The organism is Shinella sp. OV683, assembly GCF_057787725.1.
This window is the reverse complement of the sequence record NZ_CM173543.1, coordinates 302,064-318,412: the sequence shown is the minus strand read 5'-3', so window position 1 is coordinate 318,412 and position 16,349 is coordinate 302,064. Positions and strand designations below refer to the sequence as shown.

General features: G+C 60.4%; 12 protein-coding genes and 1 tRNA gene. 5 read left to right on the top strand and 8 right to left on the bottom strand.

The annotated features are described in order from the left end of the window. Window positions 1-98 precede the first annotated feature (98 nt). Window positions 99-4,823 carry a glutamate synthase large subunit gene (gene gltB / locus ACXHRN_RS01555; RefSeq protein WP_488639601.1) on the bottom strand — a complete coding sequence of 1,575 codons (4,725 nt, stop codon included), beginning with the start codon at window positions 4,821-4,823 and terminating at the stop codon, window positions 99-101. A 433-nt stretch (window positions 4,824-5,256) separates the two neighbouring features. Here gltB and ACXHRN_RS01550 point away from each other — a divergent pair, with 433 nt between their 5' ends. Further along, window positions 5,257-6,303 carry a threonine aldolase family protein gene (locus ACXHRN_RS01550; protein WP_488639600.1) on the top strand — a complete coding sequence of 349 codons (1,047 nt, stop codon included), beginning with the start codon at window positions 5,257-5,259 and terminating at the stop codon, window positions 6,301-6,303. A gap of 62 nt (window positions 6,304-6,365) precedes the next feature. Here ACXHRN_RS01550 and ACXHRN_RS01545 read toward each other — a convergent pair whose 3' ends face one another. Then, window positions 6,366-6,836 (bottom strand): Hsp20 family protein, encoded by a 471-nt coding sequence (locus ACXHRN_RS01545; RefSeq protein WP_488639599.1) that lies wholly within the window; start codon window positions 6,834-6,836, stop codon window positions 6,366-6,368. A 425-nt stretch (window positions 6,837-7,261) separates the two neighbouring features. Between ACXHRN_RS01545 and ACXHRN_RS01540 the strand changes: the two genes are divergently transcribed. Continuing rightward, a complete protein-coding gene (locus ACXHRN_RS01540; protein WP_488639598.1) occupies window positions 7,262-8,236 on the top strand; it encodes an alpha/beta fold hydrolase in 975 nt (324 codons plus the stop codon). A 9-nt stretch (window positions 8,237-8,245) separates the two neighbouring features. Here ACXHRN_RS01540 and hisN read toward each other — a convergent pair whose 3' ends face one another. Together hisN and ACXHRN_RS01530 are read right to left on the bottom strand one after the other, a co-directional pair. After that, window positions 8,246-9,019 (bottom strand): histidinol-phosphatase, encoded by a 774-nt coding sequence (hisN, locus tag ACXHRN_RS01535; protein WP_488639597.1) that lies wholly within the window; start codon window positions 9,017-9,019, stop codon window positions 8,246-8,248. 344 nt (window positions 9,020-9,363) lie between these two features. After that, window positions 9,364-10,248 (bottom strand): N-formylglutamate amidohydrolase, encoded by an 885-nt coding sequence (locus ACXHRN_RS01530; protein WP_488639596.1) that lies wholly within the window; start codon window positions 10,246-10,248, stop codon window positions 9,364-9,366. A 230-nt stretch (window positions 10,249-10,478) separates the two neighbouring features. Here ACXHRN_RS01530 and cpdR1 point away from each other — a divergent pair, with 230 nt between their 5' ends. Both cpdR1 and ACXHRN_RS01520 read left to right on the top strand, forming a co-directional pair. After that, window positions 10,479-10,841 carry a response regulator CpdR1 gene (gene cpdR1 / locus ACXHRN_RS01525; protein WP_488639595.1) on the top strand — a complete coding sequence of 121 codons (363 nt, stop codon included), beginning with the start codon at window positions 10,479-10,481 and terminating at the stop codon, window positions 10,839-10,841. Window positions 10,842-10,929: 88 nt separating this feature from the next. After that, a tRNA-Val gene (locus tag ACXHRN_RS01520) sits at window positions 10,930-11,004 on the top strand. Window positions 11,005-11,291: 287 nt separating this feature from the next. On the opposite strand, the gene ACXHRN_RS01515 is transcribed toward ACXHRN_RS01520, so the two are convergent. Next, a complete protein-coding gene (locus ACXHRN_RS01515) occupies window positions 11,292-12,194 on the bottom strand; it encodes an SDR family oxidoreductase (protein WP_488639594.1) in 903 nt (300 codons plus the stop codon). Between the two features lie 43 nt (window positions 12,195-12,237). Continuing rightward, window positions 12,238-12,978, bottom strand: a complete 741-nt coding sequence (locus tag ACXHRN_RS01510) for an SDR family oxidoreductase (RefSeq protein WP_488639593.1) — start codon at window positions 12,976-12,978, stop codon at window positions 12,238-12,240. 108 nt (window positions 12,979-13,086) lie between these two features. Here ACXHRN_RS01510 and ACXHRN_RS01505 point away from each other — a divergent pair, with 108 nt between their 5' ends. Next, window positions 13,087-13,980, top strand: coding sequence for a LysR family transcriptional regulator (locus ACXHRN_RS01505; protein WP_488639592.1), 894 nt, complete (start codon window positions 13,087-13,089; stop codon window positions 13,978-13,980). A 147-nt stretch (window positions 13,981-14,127) separates the two neighbouring features. On the opposite strand, the gene ACXHRN_RS01500 is transcribed toward ACXHRN_RS01505, so the two are convergent. Together ACXHRN_RS01500 and ACXHRN_RS01495 are read right to left on the bottom strand one after the other, a co-directional pair. Next, entirely contained in the window at window positions 14,128-14,787 is a 660-nt protein-coding gene (locus tag ACXHRN_RS01500; RefSeq protein WP_488639591.1) for a TetR/AcrR family transcriptional regulator, read from the bottom strand. Between the two features lie 124 nt (window positions 14,788-14,911). Further along, the gene (locus ACXHRN_RS01495) at window positions 14,912-16,339 is read right to left on the bottom strand and encodes an amidase (RefSeq protein ID WP_488639590.1); all 1,428 of its coding nucleotides are present in this window, start codon (window positions 16,337-16,339) and stop codon (window positions 14,912-14,914) included. Window positions 16,340-16,349: the final 10 nt, after the last annotated feature.

The following is a 16,349-nucleotide window of genomic DNA, read 5'->3' as shown; positions in this document are numbered from 1 at the left end:
CCTGCCTTAAAGTCGCTGCAGAGCGCAGCCAGTCTTTTAGCCTCATCCTGAATGCTCAGGATACCCCAATTCATGCTGTGTCTGGATGACGCAGCTGATTACTCAGCCGCCTCCTGCATCTTCATCCGCTCCATGTCCTCTAGCGCACGGCGATACTCGACCGGCATGACCTTGCGGAACTTCGGCCGGAAGGCTGGCCAATTGTCGAGAATTTCCTTGGCGCGGGTCGAGCCGGTGTAGTGCGCATGGTTGGAGATCAGCTGGAAGAGCCGCTCCTCGTCGTGGCGCGTCATGTCGCCGGAGACGTCGACCATGCCCATATGGGCAATGTCGCCGCCATGGTGGTGCAGCTTCTCGAGCAACTCATCCTCTTCCGGCACCGGCTGCAACTCGACCATTGCCATGTTGCAGCGCTTGGCGAAATCGCTGCTTTCATCAAGCACATAGGCCACGCCGCCGGACATGCCAGCTGCGAAGTTGCGACCGGTCTCGCCGATGACGACAACCACGCCGCCGGTCATATATTCGCAACCGTGGTCGCCCACACCCTCGACCACAGCGATGGCGCCCGAGTTGCGGACGGCAAAACGTTCACCGGCCACACCACGGAAGTAGCATTCGCCTGTGGTCGCACCGTAAAGCACGGTGTTGCCGACGATGATCGACTTCTCGGCGACGATCTGGCTGTTCTCCGGCGGCCGGACGATGATGCGTCCACCCGACAGGCCCTTGCCGACGTAGTCGTTGCCGTCGCCCTGCAGGTCGAAGGTCACGCCCCGCGCCAGGAATGCGCCGAACGACTGGCCAGCCGTACCCGTGAGCTTGACGGTGATCGTATCGTCCTTCAGACCCTTCTGGCCGTAGCGCTTGGCAACTTCGCCCGAAAGCATGGCGCCGGCCGAACGGTCGACGTTCCTGATTTCGGCATTGATGGTCAGCGGCTGCTTGGTTTCCAGCGCCGGCATCGCCGCCTCGATCAGCTTGCGGTCGAGGATATCGTCGATCGGATGCTTCTGGCGTGTCGTCCAGCGCGTGGCTTCGATCGGCGCATCGACCTTGTGGAAGATCCTGCTGAAATCGAGACCCTTGGCCTTCCAGTGGCTGATCGCGGCTTCCTTTTCCAGAAGCTCGGTGCGGCCGATAATGTCGTTCAGGCTCTTGTAGCCCATGGCGGCGAGGATTTCGCGCACGTCATTGGCAACGAAGAAGAAGAAGTTGATGACATGTTCCGGCGTGCCCTTGAAGCGCTTGCGCAGCACAGGATCCTGGGTCGCAACGCCAACCGGACAGGTGTTGAGATGGCACTTGCGCATCATGATGCAGCCCGCCGCAATCAGCGGCGCGGTCGAGAAGCCGAATTCGTCGGCGCCCAGTAGCGCGCCGATGACGACGTCACGGCCGGTCTTGAGACCGCCATCGACCTGCAGCGCCACGCGCGAACGAAGGCCGTTGAGCACCAGCGTCTGCTGGGTTTCGGCAAGGCCGATTTCCCAAGGCGAGCCGGCATGCTTGAGCGAGGTCAGCGGCGAGGCGCCCGTGCCGCCGTCGTAACCCGAGACGGTGATATGGTCGGCGCGTGCCTTGGCGACACCGGCGGCCACCGTGCCGACGCCGACTTCGGAGACGAGCTTTACCGAGATATCCGAGGTCGGGTTAACGTTCTTCAGGTCATAGATCAGCTGGGCCAGATCTTCGATCGAGTAGATGTCATGGTGCGGCGGCGGCGAGATCAGGCCGACACCCGGCGTCGAGTGGCGGGTCTTGGCGATCGTCGCATCGACCTTGTGGCCGGGCAACTGGCCGCCTTCGCCGGGCTTGGCGCCCTGCGCGACCTTGATCTGCAGCATGTCGGCATTGACGAGATATTCGGTCGTTACGCCGAAGCGGCCCGAAGCCACCTGCTTGATCGCCGAGCGTTCGAGCGGCAGCGTGCCATCGGGCTTGCGGAGGTAGCGTTCGGACTCTTCCCCACCTTCACCGGTGTTGGACTTGCCGCCGATCTTGTTCATGGCGATCGCCAGCGTCGTATGTGCCTCGCGGCTGATCGAGCCGAAGGACATGGCGCCGGTGGCGAAACGACGGACGATATCGACCGCAGGTTCGACCTCGGAAATGTCGATCGGGGTGCGGCCGGATGCTTCCGCCATCTTCACCGAAAACAGGCCACGGATAGCGTTCATCCGAACGGAGGATTCGTTCACCAGCCGCGCGAATTCCTGGTAGCGATCCTCGGCATTGCCGCGCACGGCGTGCTGAAGCTCGGCCACCACGTCGGGCGTCCAGGAATGTGCTTCGCCGCGCATGCGGTAGGCATATTCGCCACCGATATCGAGCGATGCCGCCAGGATCGGGTCGCGGCCGAAGGCTGCAACGTGGCGATAGAAGGTTTCCTTGGCGATCTCGTCGAGACCGACGCCTTCGATCTGCGTCGCGGTGCCAAAGAAGAACTTGTCGACGAATTCGGTGGACAGACCAACCGCATCGAAGATCTGAGCGCCGCAATAGGACTGGTAGGTCGAGATGCCCATCTTGGACATGACCTTGAGGATACCCTTGCCGACCGCCTTGATGTAGCGGTAGACGACTTCGTCCTCGGAGACTTCCTTGGGGAACTCGCCCTTCTTGTGCATGTCGATCAGAGTGTCGAATGCCAAATAGGGGTTGATTGCTTCGGCGCCATAGCCGGCAAGGCAGCAGAACTGGTGCACTTCGCGCGGCTCGCCGGTTTCCACGACGATACCGACCGATGTGCGCAGGCCCTTGCGGATCAGGTAGTTGTGGACGGCAGCCGTCGCCAGCAGCGCCGGGATGGCGATGCGGTCCGGGCCGATCTGGCGGTCCGACAGCACGATGATGTTGTAGCCGCTCTTCACGGCCGATTCCGCCCGCTCGCACAGGCGATCGAGCATTTCGGGCATGGCTTCGGCGCCGCGCTCGACGTCGTAGGTGAAGTCGAGCGTCTTGGTGTCGAAACGATCCTCGGTGTGACCGATCGAGCGGATCTTTTCGAGATCGCCGTTGGTCAGGATCGGCTGGCGCACTTCCAGCCGCTTGGCCTTGGATGCGCCTTCATGGTCAAGAATGTTGGGCCGCGGCCCAATGAAGGACACCAGGCTCATGACCAGCTCCTCGCGGATCGGGTCGATCGGCGGGTTGGTGACCTGGGCGAAGTTCTGCTTGAAATAGGTATAAAGCAGCTTCGACTTGTCCGACATCGCCGAAATCGGCGTATCGGTGCCCATCGAGCCGACGGCTTCCTGGCCCGTCGTCGCCATCGGCGACATCAGGAGCTTGGTGTCTTCGGATGTGTAGCCGAAAGCCTGCTGGCGATCGAGCAGCGATACATCGCGACGCAACGCGCGCGGCTCCACCGGGTCGAGGTCTTCGAGGATCAGTTGGCTCTTGTCGAGCCATTCCGAATAGGGATGCGCACTGGCAAGCTGCTGCTTGACTTCCTCGTCGGAAACGATGCGGCCCTTTTCCATGTCGATCAGCAGCATCTTGCCCGGCTGCAAGCGCCACTTCTGGATGATCAGCTCTTCCGGCACCGGCAGCACACCGGCTTCGGATGCCATGATCACGCGATCATCTGACGTGACGATGTAGCGGGCCGGACGCAGGCCGTTGCGGTCGAGCGTCGCGCCGATCTGCTTGCCGTCGGTGAAGGCGACCGCAGCCGGACCATCCCATGGCTCCATCAAGGCGGCATGGTATTCGTAGAATGCCTTGCGCTCGCGCTCCATCAGCTGGTTGCCGGCCCAGGCTTCCGGGATCAGCATCATCACCGCATGCGCCAACGAATAGCCGCCGCGCACCAGGAATTCCAGCGCGTTATCGAAGCAGGCAGTGTCGGACTGGCCCTCGTAGGAGATCGGCCAGAGCTTGGAGATATCGTCGCCATAGAGCGGTGAAGATACCGACGCCTGACGGGCCGCCATCCAGTTGACGTTGCCGCGCAACGTGTTGATTTCGCCGTTGTGGGCGACCATGCGATAGGGATGCGACAGCTTCCACGACGGGAAAGTGTTGGTCGAGAAACGCTGGTGAACGAGCGCCACGGCCGATTCAAATCGCGGATCAGCCAGATCCTTGTAATAGGCGCCGACCTGATAGGCCAGGAACATGCCCTTGTAGACCACGGTCGTGGTCGACAGCGACACGATATAGAACCCGTTGTCCTCGCCCTGCGTCTCGCCATAGATGCGGTTGGAGATCACCTTGCGCAGCGTAAACAGCCGGCGCTCGAACTCGGCATTGTCGGCAACACCAGCGCCTGCACCGATGAACACCTGCAGGTGGAACGGTTCGGTCGCGGCGATGTGCGGCGCTTTGGAAAGCGAAGAGTTATCGACCGGCACCTCGCGATAGCCGAGCAGCACCTGGCCTTCGGCCGCGACGACTTCGGCGATGATGCTCTTGATGTGAGCCCGTGCTTCTTCTTCGCGTGGCATAAAGAAATAGCCAACGGCGTATTCACCGGCCGGCGGCAGGTCGATGCCTTGGGTCGCAAGTTCTTCGCGGAAGAACCGGTCCGGAATCTGCACGAGAATCCCCGCACCATCACCCATCAGCGGATCGGCACCGACGGCACCGCGATGCGTCAGGTTTTCGAGCATGAACAGGCCGTCGCGCACGATCTGGTGGGACTTGACGCCCTTCAGATGACAGGCAAAGCCGACACCGCAGGCATCGTGCTCGTTGCGCGGATCGTAAAGGCCCTGTTTTTTCGGCAGGCCAACATTGAAAGAGGGCGTTTTCAGTGCAGTCTCGGACGCCAGGGTCTCGAACTCACCGAATGCGCGTGATGGCGTAAATTCCGTCATCTTCTGATCCTCCTGCTGGGTAGCCCGGAGTGGGCACCCTGATGTGGCCCCGCAAGACCAGCCATGGCCGCCTCGCGAACGATTTTAATTCTCGCATTTTCCTGAACAAGCTGCAATTACCGGGCCAGACTCGGCCCATCTTCACGCAGCTGCCGGCTTCTGCCTCCGCCCGTTTTTCCCCACCGGTGTCGAAGGCCGGACCGCTTCTTAAAGACCGGTGTTCCGGCCTTCAGGATCCATGGAGCAAAATAGGACAGCATGACTGTCCTAATTCAACAATTCTATGACAGAAACGACACCGCCCTGCAAGCCGCTATTCGAAAATTATTGACATCTTCGGCAAATGTAATTTGTTGCCTGCGCTATCTCACCTAGGTGTCCGTTATTTTTACGGATTTCTCCATAAATGCCGCATACGAGAAGGAACCGAACCGTGAATTTTGCGTCCGACAATTGGGCCGGTGCCCACAAGGCTATTTCCGAACGGCTGGTGCGGGAATCAGACAGATATTGGACGCCCTATGGCGAAAGCGAACTCGACCATCAGGTCGAGCAAAAGCTATCAAAACTGTTTGAACGTGATGTGAAGGTTTTCTTCGTCGCCACCGGCACCGCAGCCAATTCGCTGTCGCTCGCCTCGATCCAGAAGACCGGCGGCATCATTTTCTGCCACTCGGCTGCCCACATCATCCACCATGAAGGCGGCGCTGTCGAATTCATGACAGGCGGGGCAAAACTCATCCCCGTATCCGGCGGCACCGAAGGCAAGATGGATACCACCCAGCTCGAAAGGGCCATGGCGCGCTATCCCGCGGACGTGCATGTCGGCCAGAAGATGGCATTGTCGATCACCCAGGCAACCGAGGCCGGCACCATCTACTCGCTGGATGAACTCCAGGCGCTGTCGAAAATCGCCAAGTCAGCCGGACTCCCAGTGCATATGGATGGCGCACGCTTCTCCAATGCCATTGCCGCGCTCGGTTGCACGCCGGCCGAGATGACCTGGAAATCGGGCATCGACATCCTGTCGTTGGGCGGCACCAAGAATGGCTGCTGGTGTGCCGAGGCGATCGTCTTCTTCAAGCCGGAAATGGCGATCGACATGCCGCATCTGCGCAAGCGCGCCGCCAACCTGTTTTCCAAATCCACCTTCGTCTCCGCACAGTTCGACGAATGGCTGGAAAACGATCTCTGGCGAACGCTCGCGCGCCACTCCAACGGCATGGCGGCAAAACTCGCGGCTGCCGTCAAGGCGTCGAAATCGTCGCGTCTCGCCTGGGAAACCGGCGGCAACCAGCTGTTCATCATCATCGATGATGAAACCGCGGCGAAGATGGCAGACGCCGGTGTCCCGATCCGTACATGGGACACACCCGACTCCATGCATGGCAAGCTTGGGTCGAACGAGAAGATCTATCGCTTCGTAACGTCGTTTGCGACCCGCAACGAGGATATCGAGGCGGTGGCCGCCCTTCTCTAAACAAGAAAACCCCTCCGGCCGGGCCGAAGGGGCTCTTCTGCTAATCACCGAGGGGAGAGTGATTAGTTGTTGACGACCTGGGCTTCGATAGCCCTCGGCGCTTCGTTACCGGCTGCACCGGCAATTTCAATGCGGCGCGGCTTCATGGCTTCCGGAATTTCGCGCACGAGGTCGATATGCAGCAGGCCGTTCTTCAGGTGAGCGGCACGCACTTCGACGTGGTCGGCGAGCTGGAAGCGGCGCTCGAAAGCGCGCTTGGCAATGCCGCGATAAAGCAGATCGCCGTTTTCGTTCTTTTCATCGGCTTTTTCGCCCTTCACGGTGAGAAGGTGCTGGTTGAGCTCGATGGAAAGTTCGGTTTCGTCGAACCCGGCCACTGCCATCGAGATGCGATAGGCGTTGTCGCCAGTCTTCTCGATATTGTAGGGCGGATAGGTCTGCTGTTCCGGCTGGGCAAGGCTGTCCAGCATGGTGAAGACGCGATCGAAACCGACTGTGGAACGGTAAAGCGGCGAGAAATCAAAATGACGCATGGTGTCCTCCTTCAAGAGCAACGTTTGCGATTGTCATAAGAGCCGGCCGCCCTGATTTGCAGGCGCTGGCGGCTCCGTTCAGCGAGGCCCGTCATCGGCGCCTCGTGCTCCAAGAGGTGGTAAGCGGAATTGCCGCTTTCAAGGCCTCAAAATGCAAATTTCAAAAGATGAACGCGAGATGAACGGCTGGTTCGGAATGCATTCAGCCGCCGGGGATTATCAAGGCACCATTGGGAGCGCCCCTCCCGTGACTGGTGTGAAACGTCCCTTCCACGCCGGTCCTCATTTTGACCGATAGACGGTTTCTCCTGTGAGAACCCGTTTATCGGTCGCTTTTCTTCCGGCGATACCTCACTTGCTCTCGCCATCGCTTAGAATCGTGATAATCACAACCTAAGCACCAACTTTCCGGATTTGAGCATCCCTTGGATATTCTGAACGCTTCGCCCGGCAATCCTGTCCCGCCCAATCACTTCGCCGGCTATTTCAAGTCCTTCGACGGCGTTGAGCTACGCTATGCGGTGTTCCGCTCAGGCTCGCAATTTCCCAAGGGCACGGTGGTGCTGCTGCACGGCCGCAACGAGACGATCGAGAAATATTTCGAGACCATCCGCGACCTCAACGACATGGGCCTGTGGGTGGCCACATTCGATTGGCGCGGCCAGGGCGCCTCGCCTCGCCCACTGAAGAATCCGCGCCGCGGCCATCTCAGGCGCTTTTCCGATCTCGAGAAGGACCTCGACGTCTTCCTGCAGACGATCGTGCTGCCCGACACCAAGCTGCCCTTTTTCATTCTCGGCCATTCCATGGGCGCGCTTGTGGCGCTGAAGGCCGCGCCACATCTGGCCAACCGTATCGAACGGATGGTGTTGCTGGCGCCTTTCGTCGGCGCGGTCGGCATCGGCTTGCCGGACTGGTTGCTGAAGTTGCTCGCCAACACCGCCAACCTGTTTGGCTTCGGCTGGGCGCAGTTTACCCGCGACATCCGCGGCAAGAGCTTTGCGCAGAACAATGTCACGTCCGATCCGGTCCGCTATGAGCGAAACCAGTTGATCACCAGGACACATCCGAAGCTGGGCCTCGGGCCACCCACCGCTCGCTGGATCTCGATCATGATCGACACGATCGAAACCATCATGACCATCGACTTTCTCAAACGCATCGAAGTACCCAGCCTGGTGATTGCACCCTCGGCTGATCAGGTGGTTCCCTATTCGGCCTATGAAGATCTGTCCCGCAAATTCAGGGCAGGCAAGCTGATCACCATTCCGGGCGCCGCCCATGAGATCCTGCAGGATCGCGACGTCTTCCGCACCCAGGCACTGGCAGCGATCGACGCCTTCATTCCGGGGTCGGAAGCCGACCCCTCGATCTTCTCCGACGCCTCGACGGGAATTTGACCGCCTTTATCAGTTGTTGAGAATGGCCGAAACCTCGGCATGCAGTTCCGGCGTCGCCGCAGCGATGATGGTGCCGCCCATTTCTGGCCGGCCGCCGTCCCACGCCGTCATGACGCCGCCAGCCTGCTCAACGACAGGGATGATCCCGCCGACATCATACGGCTTCAGCGAATTTTCGACCACAAGATCGACATGGCCGGCCGCCAGCAGCGCATAGGCATAGCAATCGGTGCCGTAGCGGAACAGCCGCGACCTGGATTCCACCGCCCGATAACGCCGATCCTCCTCGTCCTGGAAGAGATGCGGCGAGGTGGTGAACAGGATAGCACTCGAAAGTGACGTGCAGCCGCTGGTCTTCAGCACCTTGTCGCCGCCGGGGCCGCGATAGTGCGATTGCGTGCCATCGGCAAAATAGCGCTCGCCCGTGAAGGGCTGGTCGATCAGGCCCATCCGCGCCCGGCCATTCTGATAAAGGCCGATCAACGTGCCCCAGACCGGCACGCCTGAGATGAAGGCGCGCGTGCCGTCGATCGGGTCGATGACCCAGACATATTCGCGATCGAGCCCGACCGAGCCATGTTCCTCGCCCAGGATGCCATGATCGGGAAAATTCGCCTCGATCAGCGAGCGGATCGCCGTTTCCGCCGCCTGATCGCCCTCAGTGACCGGATCGTAGTATTGACCGCCCTTGTCGACCACGCGCAGGCCCGAACGGAAGCGCGGCAGGGTTTCTGCCTTGGCGGCATCGGCGAGTCGGTCGAAAAAGGCGCGATCTGGGAGCATTGAGGCAATTTCTCCGTCTGGCATGGTCCGATCAAGGTCGGCTCGGAATTCTCTTACAGAGCGGAGACGATCAATTTCAAGACAGTTGTCTCGGCTTGACCGGTTAAAAATTCGCCTGCTGCACATATCTTAGACAAATAGTCTCCGAACACATTTTTTAGGCAGAAATTTCGATATTTTTATTGACTATCTTGCGATGCAGCAGTAATTTTTGCTTACAGTCCTTACCGGCTGTAAATGCCCTCCTTGGGTGTTTCCTCCCTAGACTTGACCGCGCTTCGAGCGCGGTTCTTTTTTGACCAGTCCAAATTTAGCCAGTCCAGAAATTCAGCGAAGTCTGCGCCCTATTCGGCGGCAAGAGCGATCGTATCTTCGCTGGCGGTGATCTCGGCTGCAAAATTCTCGAGAAAATGCTGGATCGCCCCGACGATCCGCGAAAATTCCGGTTTCTTCTTCAGCGTCACTTCATCGATGTAGAGCGACCGGTTTATCTCGATCTGCAGGGCATGCAGCCCGCGCGCCGGCCGTCCATAGTGCTCGGTGATGAAGCCCCCGGCGTAGGGTTTGTTACGCACCGCAGCAAAACCCATGTCCTCGAGCAGCTTGAGCGCCAGCCGCGACAATTCGGACGAGGCCGACGTGCCATAGCGGTCGCCGATGATGAAATCCGGGCGGATGCCGCTGCCCGAAAGCCGGATATTGCCAGGCATCGAGTGGCAATCGATCAGCACGGCGCGGCCAAAAGCGGTATGGGTCCGGGCAATCAGCCGCCGAAGGGCGGTGTGATAGGGCTTGTAGATCTGCTCGACCCGCGTCAGCGCTTCGTCCACGGGCATCTTCTGACGATAGATTTCCATATTCTCGGCAACGATGCGCGGCACGGTGCCTAAGCCCCCGGCGACCCGGATCGAAGCGGTATTGGCAAACGGCGGTAGGGTCCCGTCGAACATCTTCGGATCGAGCTCATACGGCTCGCGATTGACGTCGACATAGGCGCGTGGAAAATTGGCGCACAGCATCGGCGCGCCCAGTCGCACACCCGAAGAAAACAGCTCGTCGACGAAGTGATCCTCGGAACGCCGAATGGCCATCTGGTCCAGGCGGGAATTTTCCATGAAGCTGCGGGGATAGACCCGACCACTATGGGGCGAATTGAGGATGATGGGAATCCGTTGTGCGGCTGGCTCCCAGATCTCGAACAATTCTCCGTCCCTGAAATCCCAGACCATTCGGACAATCGTTCCTTTCTTCGGCGAAGCGGCTGATTTGCCATGTTGCCAGCAGGCAGCCGGCAAGTCCAGTGAGACAGTGACAATAAGCATCTTCAAATTTACGTGCGAAGCCGCTATTGAAGCGTGAGCGCAGAGTATCCACAGATGCATTCACCGGATTTTTACCCGACTCCCTCCATAGTCCGTCAAATTCCGCGAACACTGCGCACGACACGGGTAAGAAAATTATGAGTCAGAAAATACTTCTCGCCGAAGATGACAACGACATGCGGCGGTTTTTGGTCAAGGCGTTGGAAAAGGCGGGATACAAGGTCATTTCCTACGACAATGGCGCAAGCGCCTATGATCGGCTTCGCGAAGAGCCTTTTTCGCTGCTGCTGACCGATATTGTCATGCCGGAAATGGACGGCATCGAACTCGCCCGCCGCGCCACCGAACTCGACCCGGACCTCAAGGTGATGTTCATTACCGGCTTCGCCGCCGTCGCCCTGAACCCCGATTCGCAGGCGCCCAAGGATGCCAAGGTGCTGTCGAAACCCTTCCACCTTCGCGACCTCGTCGACGAGGTCAACAAGATGCTCGCGGCCTGACAAAGGCCTCGGCGCAAAGAATTCACAGGTCACGAAAAAAGGCTATTGACCTTCGAAAGTGACTGTGGTCTATGCGCCGCCATCGGATGGGCGTGTAGCTCAGCGGGAGAGCACTACGTTGACATCGTAGGGGTCACAGGTTCGATCCCTGTCACGCCCACCATTCGATCTTCAAGCCAAGTCAAAGGCTTAAAAGAAGCGCCCTTGAGGCGCTTTTTCTTTGTCGTTTTCAAAAAGTAGGCAGTGGCGCGGGAATTCCAGGGGCAAGGTGAGGGCAAAGCCGGACATATCCGGGCAATCCGATCAGCGATTGCTGTCCGCCGGCCAGCCAGTTCCAGTTGCGGAGCGCCATGTAGCTGACGATCATCAGCTACATGGTGGCAATTGTCACGGCGGTGCCCGAAAACCGCATGATCGGTAGCCCGACCACCAGCGCCGACGGCAGGAGTGTCAGATCAACTGCGCGGGCTTCAGCAAATCCTGAAGGCCGATATTGCGGTACATTTCGATGCGGACGCGATCGGCGACACCGGCGACGATTTCGGCACCATCCTGCGAGGGGTCGACGTGAACGCGGAACGGACGGGTGCCGAATGGCGCGTCAATGATGCGAACCACTGCTTCGGCGACACTTGCCGGGTCGGCGTCAATTGGTTCGAGTGCGGCGAGCCCCTTGAGCGCCTGCTCGGGCACGCCCTTATAGGGACCTTCGGTGTATTCGGCCGCCACCGCCTTGTCGTTAGGCGAGCCGGAATGGGCGAAATGGTTTGTGCCCTTGGTGAAGGCGCCCGGCACGACGATCGATGTTTCGATGCCCCAGCGCGAGAGTTCGGTCGAATAGGAGACGGCAAGCGAGTCCATCGCAGCCTTTGCCGCAAAATAGGGCGACAGGAATGGCGGCGTGCCGCCACGGGTGCTCGATGACGAGATCCAGACGACGAGGCCGCGTCCCTGCTTGCGCATATGGGGCAGTGCTGCGCGGTTGACCCGCTGGGTGGAAAGCACGTTGATATCATAGAGCTGGGCAAACTGCTCGGGGGTGAAGGCTTCGGCCGGCCCGAAAGACATGTGGCCGGCATTGTGAATGATGACGTCAAGACGCCCGGCTTCAGCAATGATCCTGGCGATGCCTGCTTCCACGGATGCGTCGCAGGCGACGTCGAGCTCGACGGAGCACAGGTCGACACCGTGTTCAGCTGCGAAGGCTGCGGCGTCGGCGACGGCCTTGGCGTTGCGGGTTTCGGTGGCGCGCATGCCGGCGTAGACGGTGTGGCCTGCAAGCGCCAGCTGGCGGCTTGTCATGGCACCGAAGCCGCTGGATGCCCCGGTGACGACGATTACGTGCTTGGTCATTGTCATGTTCCTTTGATTTAAGAGCTGGCTTGGAGGGGATTGCTTATGCGACGCCGCCATTGGCCCGGAGGATCTGGCCGTTGACCCATCCGGCATCGGGGCCGGCGAGGAAGGCGACGACCTTGGCGATGTCGGCGGGCTGGCCGAGGCGTTCGAGCGGCGGCATCTTGGCAAACTGGGCGACCAGTTCCTCGCTCTTGCCGTTGAGGAAGAGATCGGTGGCGATCGGGCCGGGCGCCACGGCATTGACCGTGATGTTGCGGCCGCGCAGTTCCTTGGCGAAGACGCGGGTGAAGGCTTCCACCGCCGCCTTGGTGCCGTTATAGACAGCATATCCCGGCATGTTGAGTGCCAGCGTCGTGGATGAGAAGTTGATGATGCGACCGCCGCTGCTCATCCGCTTTGCCGCCTCGCGCATCGTGTTGAACGTGCCCTTGGTGTTGATGGCAAAGTGGCGGTCGAATTCTTCGTCGCTGGTGTCGGCCAGGGCAATCGTCTTCAGGATCCCGGCATTGTTGACCAGAACGTCGATGCGGCCGAAGGCCGCTTCCGCCGAGTCGAACATCCGTGCCACGGCTGCGGCATCGGAGACGTCGGCCTGTGCGCTGATCGCCCGCCCGCCCTTGGCCTCGATCTTGCGGACCAGCTCCTCGGCAGGGGCCGCACTGCCGGAATAATTGACGACAACGGTGAAACCATCGTCTGCGAGGCGCTCGGCAATCGCAGCGCCAATACCGCGGGATGCGCCGGTGATGATTGCGACCTGGCTTGTGTTCTCGGACATTTCGTTCTCCTTCGTGGCGTTGAGCCTGTTGACGAGGAGCAAGATGTCACTATCCAAAGGGCGGATAATCATCCATTATTCGGCGTCACTGTGCGGAGAATACGAACAATGGATCGGCTTGATGCAATGCGGATCTTCAGCCGGGTGGTGGAGCGGAAAAGCTTCACGCTGGCTTCCGACGATCTTGGCCTGCCGCGATCGACGGTGACCGATGCCGTCAAGCAGCTTGAGGCGCGGTTGGGCGTGCGGCTTCTGCAGCGGACGACGCGCCATGTCAGCTCGACGCTCGACGGCGAAGCCTATTATCAGCGCTGCATATCGATTCTCGACGACATCGAGGATGCCGAAGGCGCATTCGGCGGCGCGACGCCGAAGGGGCTATTGCGGGTTGACGTGCACGGGACACTGGCACGGCACTTCGTGCTGCCGAACCTGCCATCATTTCTCAACTCCTATCCGGGCATCGAGCTCTATATGAGCGAGGGCGACCGGCTGGTGGACCTCGTTCGTGAGGGGATAGATTGCGTGCTTCGCGTCGGCGAGCCGCAGGGCGGCGACATGATCGGACGGCGTGTGGCGGTGCTGGACGAAGTCACTTGCGCATCGCCGGATTATGTCGCTCGTTACGGAGTGCCCGAAAGCGTCGAAGCGCTGGCAGGCCATTTGATGGTGGGATTTCGCTCATCTGCGACCGGTTCACTGATTCCGCTGGAATTCGCGCACGGCGGCAAGATGGTCTACAAAACCCTGCCGACGATCGTCTCCGTCAATGCGGCCGAAAGTTTCGTTGCCGCCGCAAAGCAGGGCCTCGGCATCATTCAGGTGCCGAGATACCATGTCGAGCAAGACCTCGAATCCGGCGCTCTCATCGTCGTGCTGCCGGCGTTGCCTCCGACGCCGACGCCCGTTTCCCTGTTCTATCCGCGCAGCCGGCAGCTTTCGCCGCGCGTGCGCGTGTTCATCGACTGGCTGGTAAGCGTGTTTCGCGAGGCAAAGCATTGATGTGAACGCCGGTCACCACGACCGCCTGCGTTGCGGTCAGCATTGAGATCGGTGAAGCCCTGGAAGCCGGCGGTCCGGCACATGCGCAGCACGGTGGCGTCGCTGGCATCGGTGCCTGCGATCATTACGCGACTGTTCTGCGAGCGGTCACGCCGGCGCGAGGTCGAAATGTCGGGGAAACGCCTGATGCAGCAGCCTCAGCACCGTCTTGCGCAACACGTCGGTATCGGCCGCCGTCGGATTGACGTGGTCCCAGAACCAGGCACCGTGGACCAGATAATTGAGGCCCTCGGAGAGGGCCTCGGGATCGATATTGTCGTAGCCACCGTCGCGGGCGATTTCGGCGATCAGGTCCCTTGATTCCCTGTTGTAGGCGAGGTCGCCGGGCAGGCCGATTTCGTGATAGAGCTGCATGCTTTTACGATCGCTGGCGAAGACGACAAACACCGAGACCCATTTCGGATGTTGCCGTCCGAAAATCTGCGCGCACTCGACCGCCCCTAGAAGGCGCTGCACTGGCGACCGATCCGGCACACGCACCAGCGTTGCCCAGAGTTGGTCGTATTGCTCGCTGAGATATTTGAGGACAGCCCGGAACAGGTTTTCCTTGCTGCCAAAATGGAAGACCACCAACGCAGTGGACCCGTTGACCTGCTGGGCGATGCGCTGCATCGTCAGACTCGCCAGGCCCTCCTCGGCGATCAGGTCGATGGTGGCGTCGATGATCCGCTGGACGCTCGCCTCGCCGCGCTCCCGCCGACGGTCCTTGGGGGCGGGATTGGCCCGCGAACGCTTAACCTCTGCCATTGCGATCCCGCACTTCTTCAGCCAGCCTTCAAGGCCCTGTCGATCGCTCACTCATCACATTTGATGCCGTTGATCAAGCGCCAGCGGCAAGGTCACGTGGACAGCCGCTGGCGCAAGCGTCGGATCAGAGCGATGGGCGCGTTGCGGAGTTCAGGTACCATTCGCCCTGCGCCATCTCGTAGGCCATCGCAGCGCGGAACACGTCGGCATCGGAATACGTGCGACCGACGATCTGGATGCCGGTTGGCACACCGTTGCGCGCATGGCCGGACGGCATCGACAGGACCGGGCAACGGCTCTGCATGTTGAATGGTGTTGTCATGACCCAGCCAAGCGAAGGGTTGACGCTCTTGCCGTTGATCTCGACCGTGTCCTTGGAGTGATCGAACTCTGCCGGCACCGAGGCCAGCGCATTGGTCGGGCAAATCAGCACGTCGTACTTTTCCAGCAGCGGGCCGAGCGTCTGGTACATTCTCGCGGCAACCTCCAGAGTGGCGACAAAGTCGGCGGCTTTCGAGTCGCGGCCATCCTCGGCGAATTGGCGCGCATAACTGGTCATGTCGTCGCCGTGTTCGGCAAGCAGCGGCGACAGCGATGCACCGAACAGATGTTCGAGATAGGCCATGCCGGCCTTCAGCACCTCGTCGCCCCAGCCGAGGTCGACTTCCTCCACCGTGGCACCGAGCGAACGGAACACGTCGCACGCAGCCAGCGTGTTGCGACGCACGTCTTCATCTACCTCAAACGAACCGAGATCCATCGAGAAGGCAATTTTCCAGCCGCCGATCGGCTTGTAGTCGAGCGGCAAGCGCAGTTTCGGTCGCAGCGTGGCGATGTCGAGTGGACTTGGCCCAGCCATGACATTCTGCAGCAGAATCGCGTCCTTGACGTTTCGCGCCAGCGGCCCGGTGTGGCAGTAGAAATCGAGATTGAAGGGCGGCTCGTCGGGATTGCGGCCATAGGGCGGCTTGAAACCCACGAGGCCACAGGCCGATGCCGGAATGCGGATCGACCCGGCAATATCCGATCCGGTGGCGATTGCAGATGTGCCTGCCGCCAGCGTTGCCGCCGTGCCGCCCGATGAGCCCCCCGGCGTGAAATCCGGATTCCACGGATTGCGCGTGACGCCCCAGCGCTTCGACCAGGTGTAGCCGGCGCAGCAGAATTCGGGCGTTGCGGTGCGGGCATGCACGATGCCGCCCGCCTTCATGACGCGCTCATTTCCCGGTGATGTGTGATCGCTGATCTGGTCCCTGGTCAGAAGCGAGCCGTGCGATGTCGGTTTGCCCTTGATGTAGCTCTCGTCCTTGATGCCGATCGGCAGGCCTTCAAGCGGCCCGGTTTTTGCGCCCTTTGCATATTTCGCTTCGGCCTTGCGGGCCAGGTCCATCGCCTCGTCGAAATAGGTGTAGGTGAGGCAATTGATGGTCGGCTCGGTGGCTTCGGCGCGGGCAATGGTGGCCTGCATCAGCTCGACGGGCGAGAGCTTCTTGGCCTTGAATAGGCGTAGCGCCTCGTTTGCAGGCATGTAGCAAAGGTCGAGATCAGTCATGAAAAGTCTC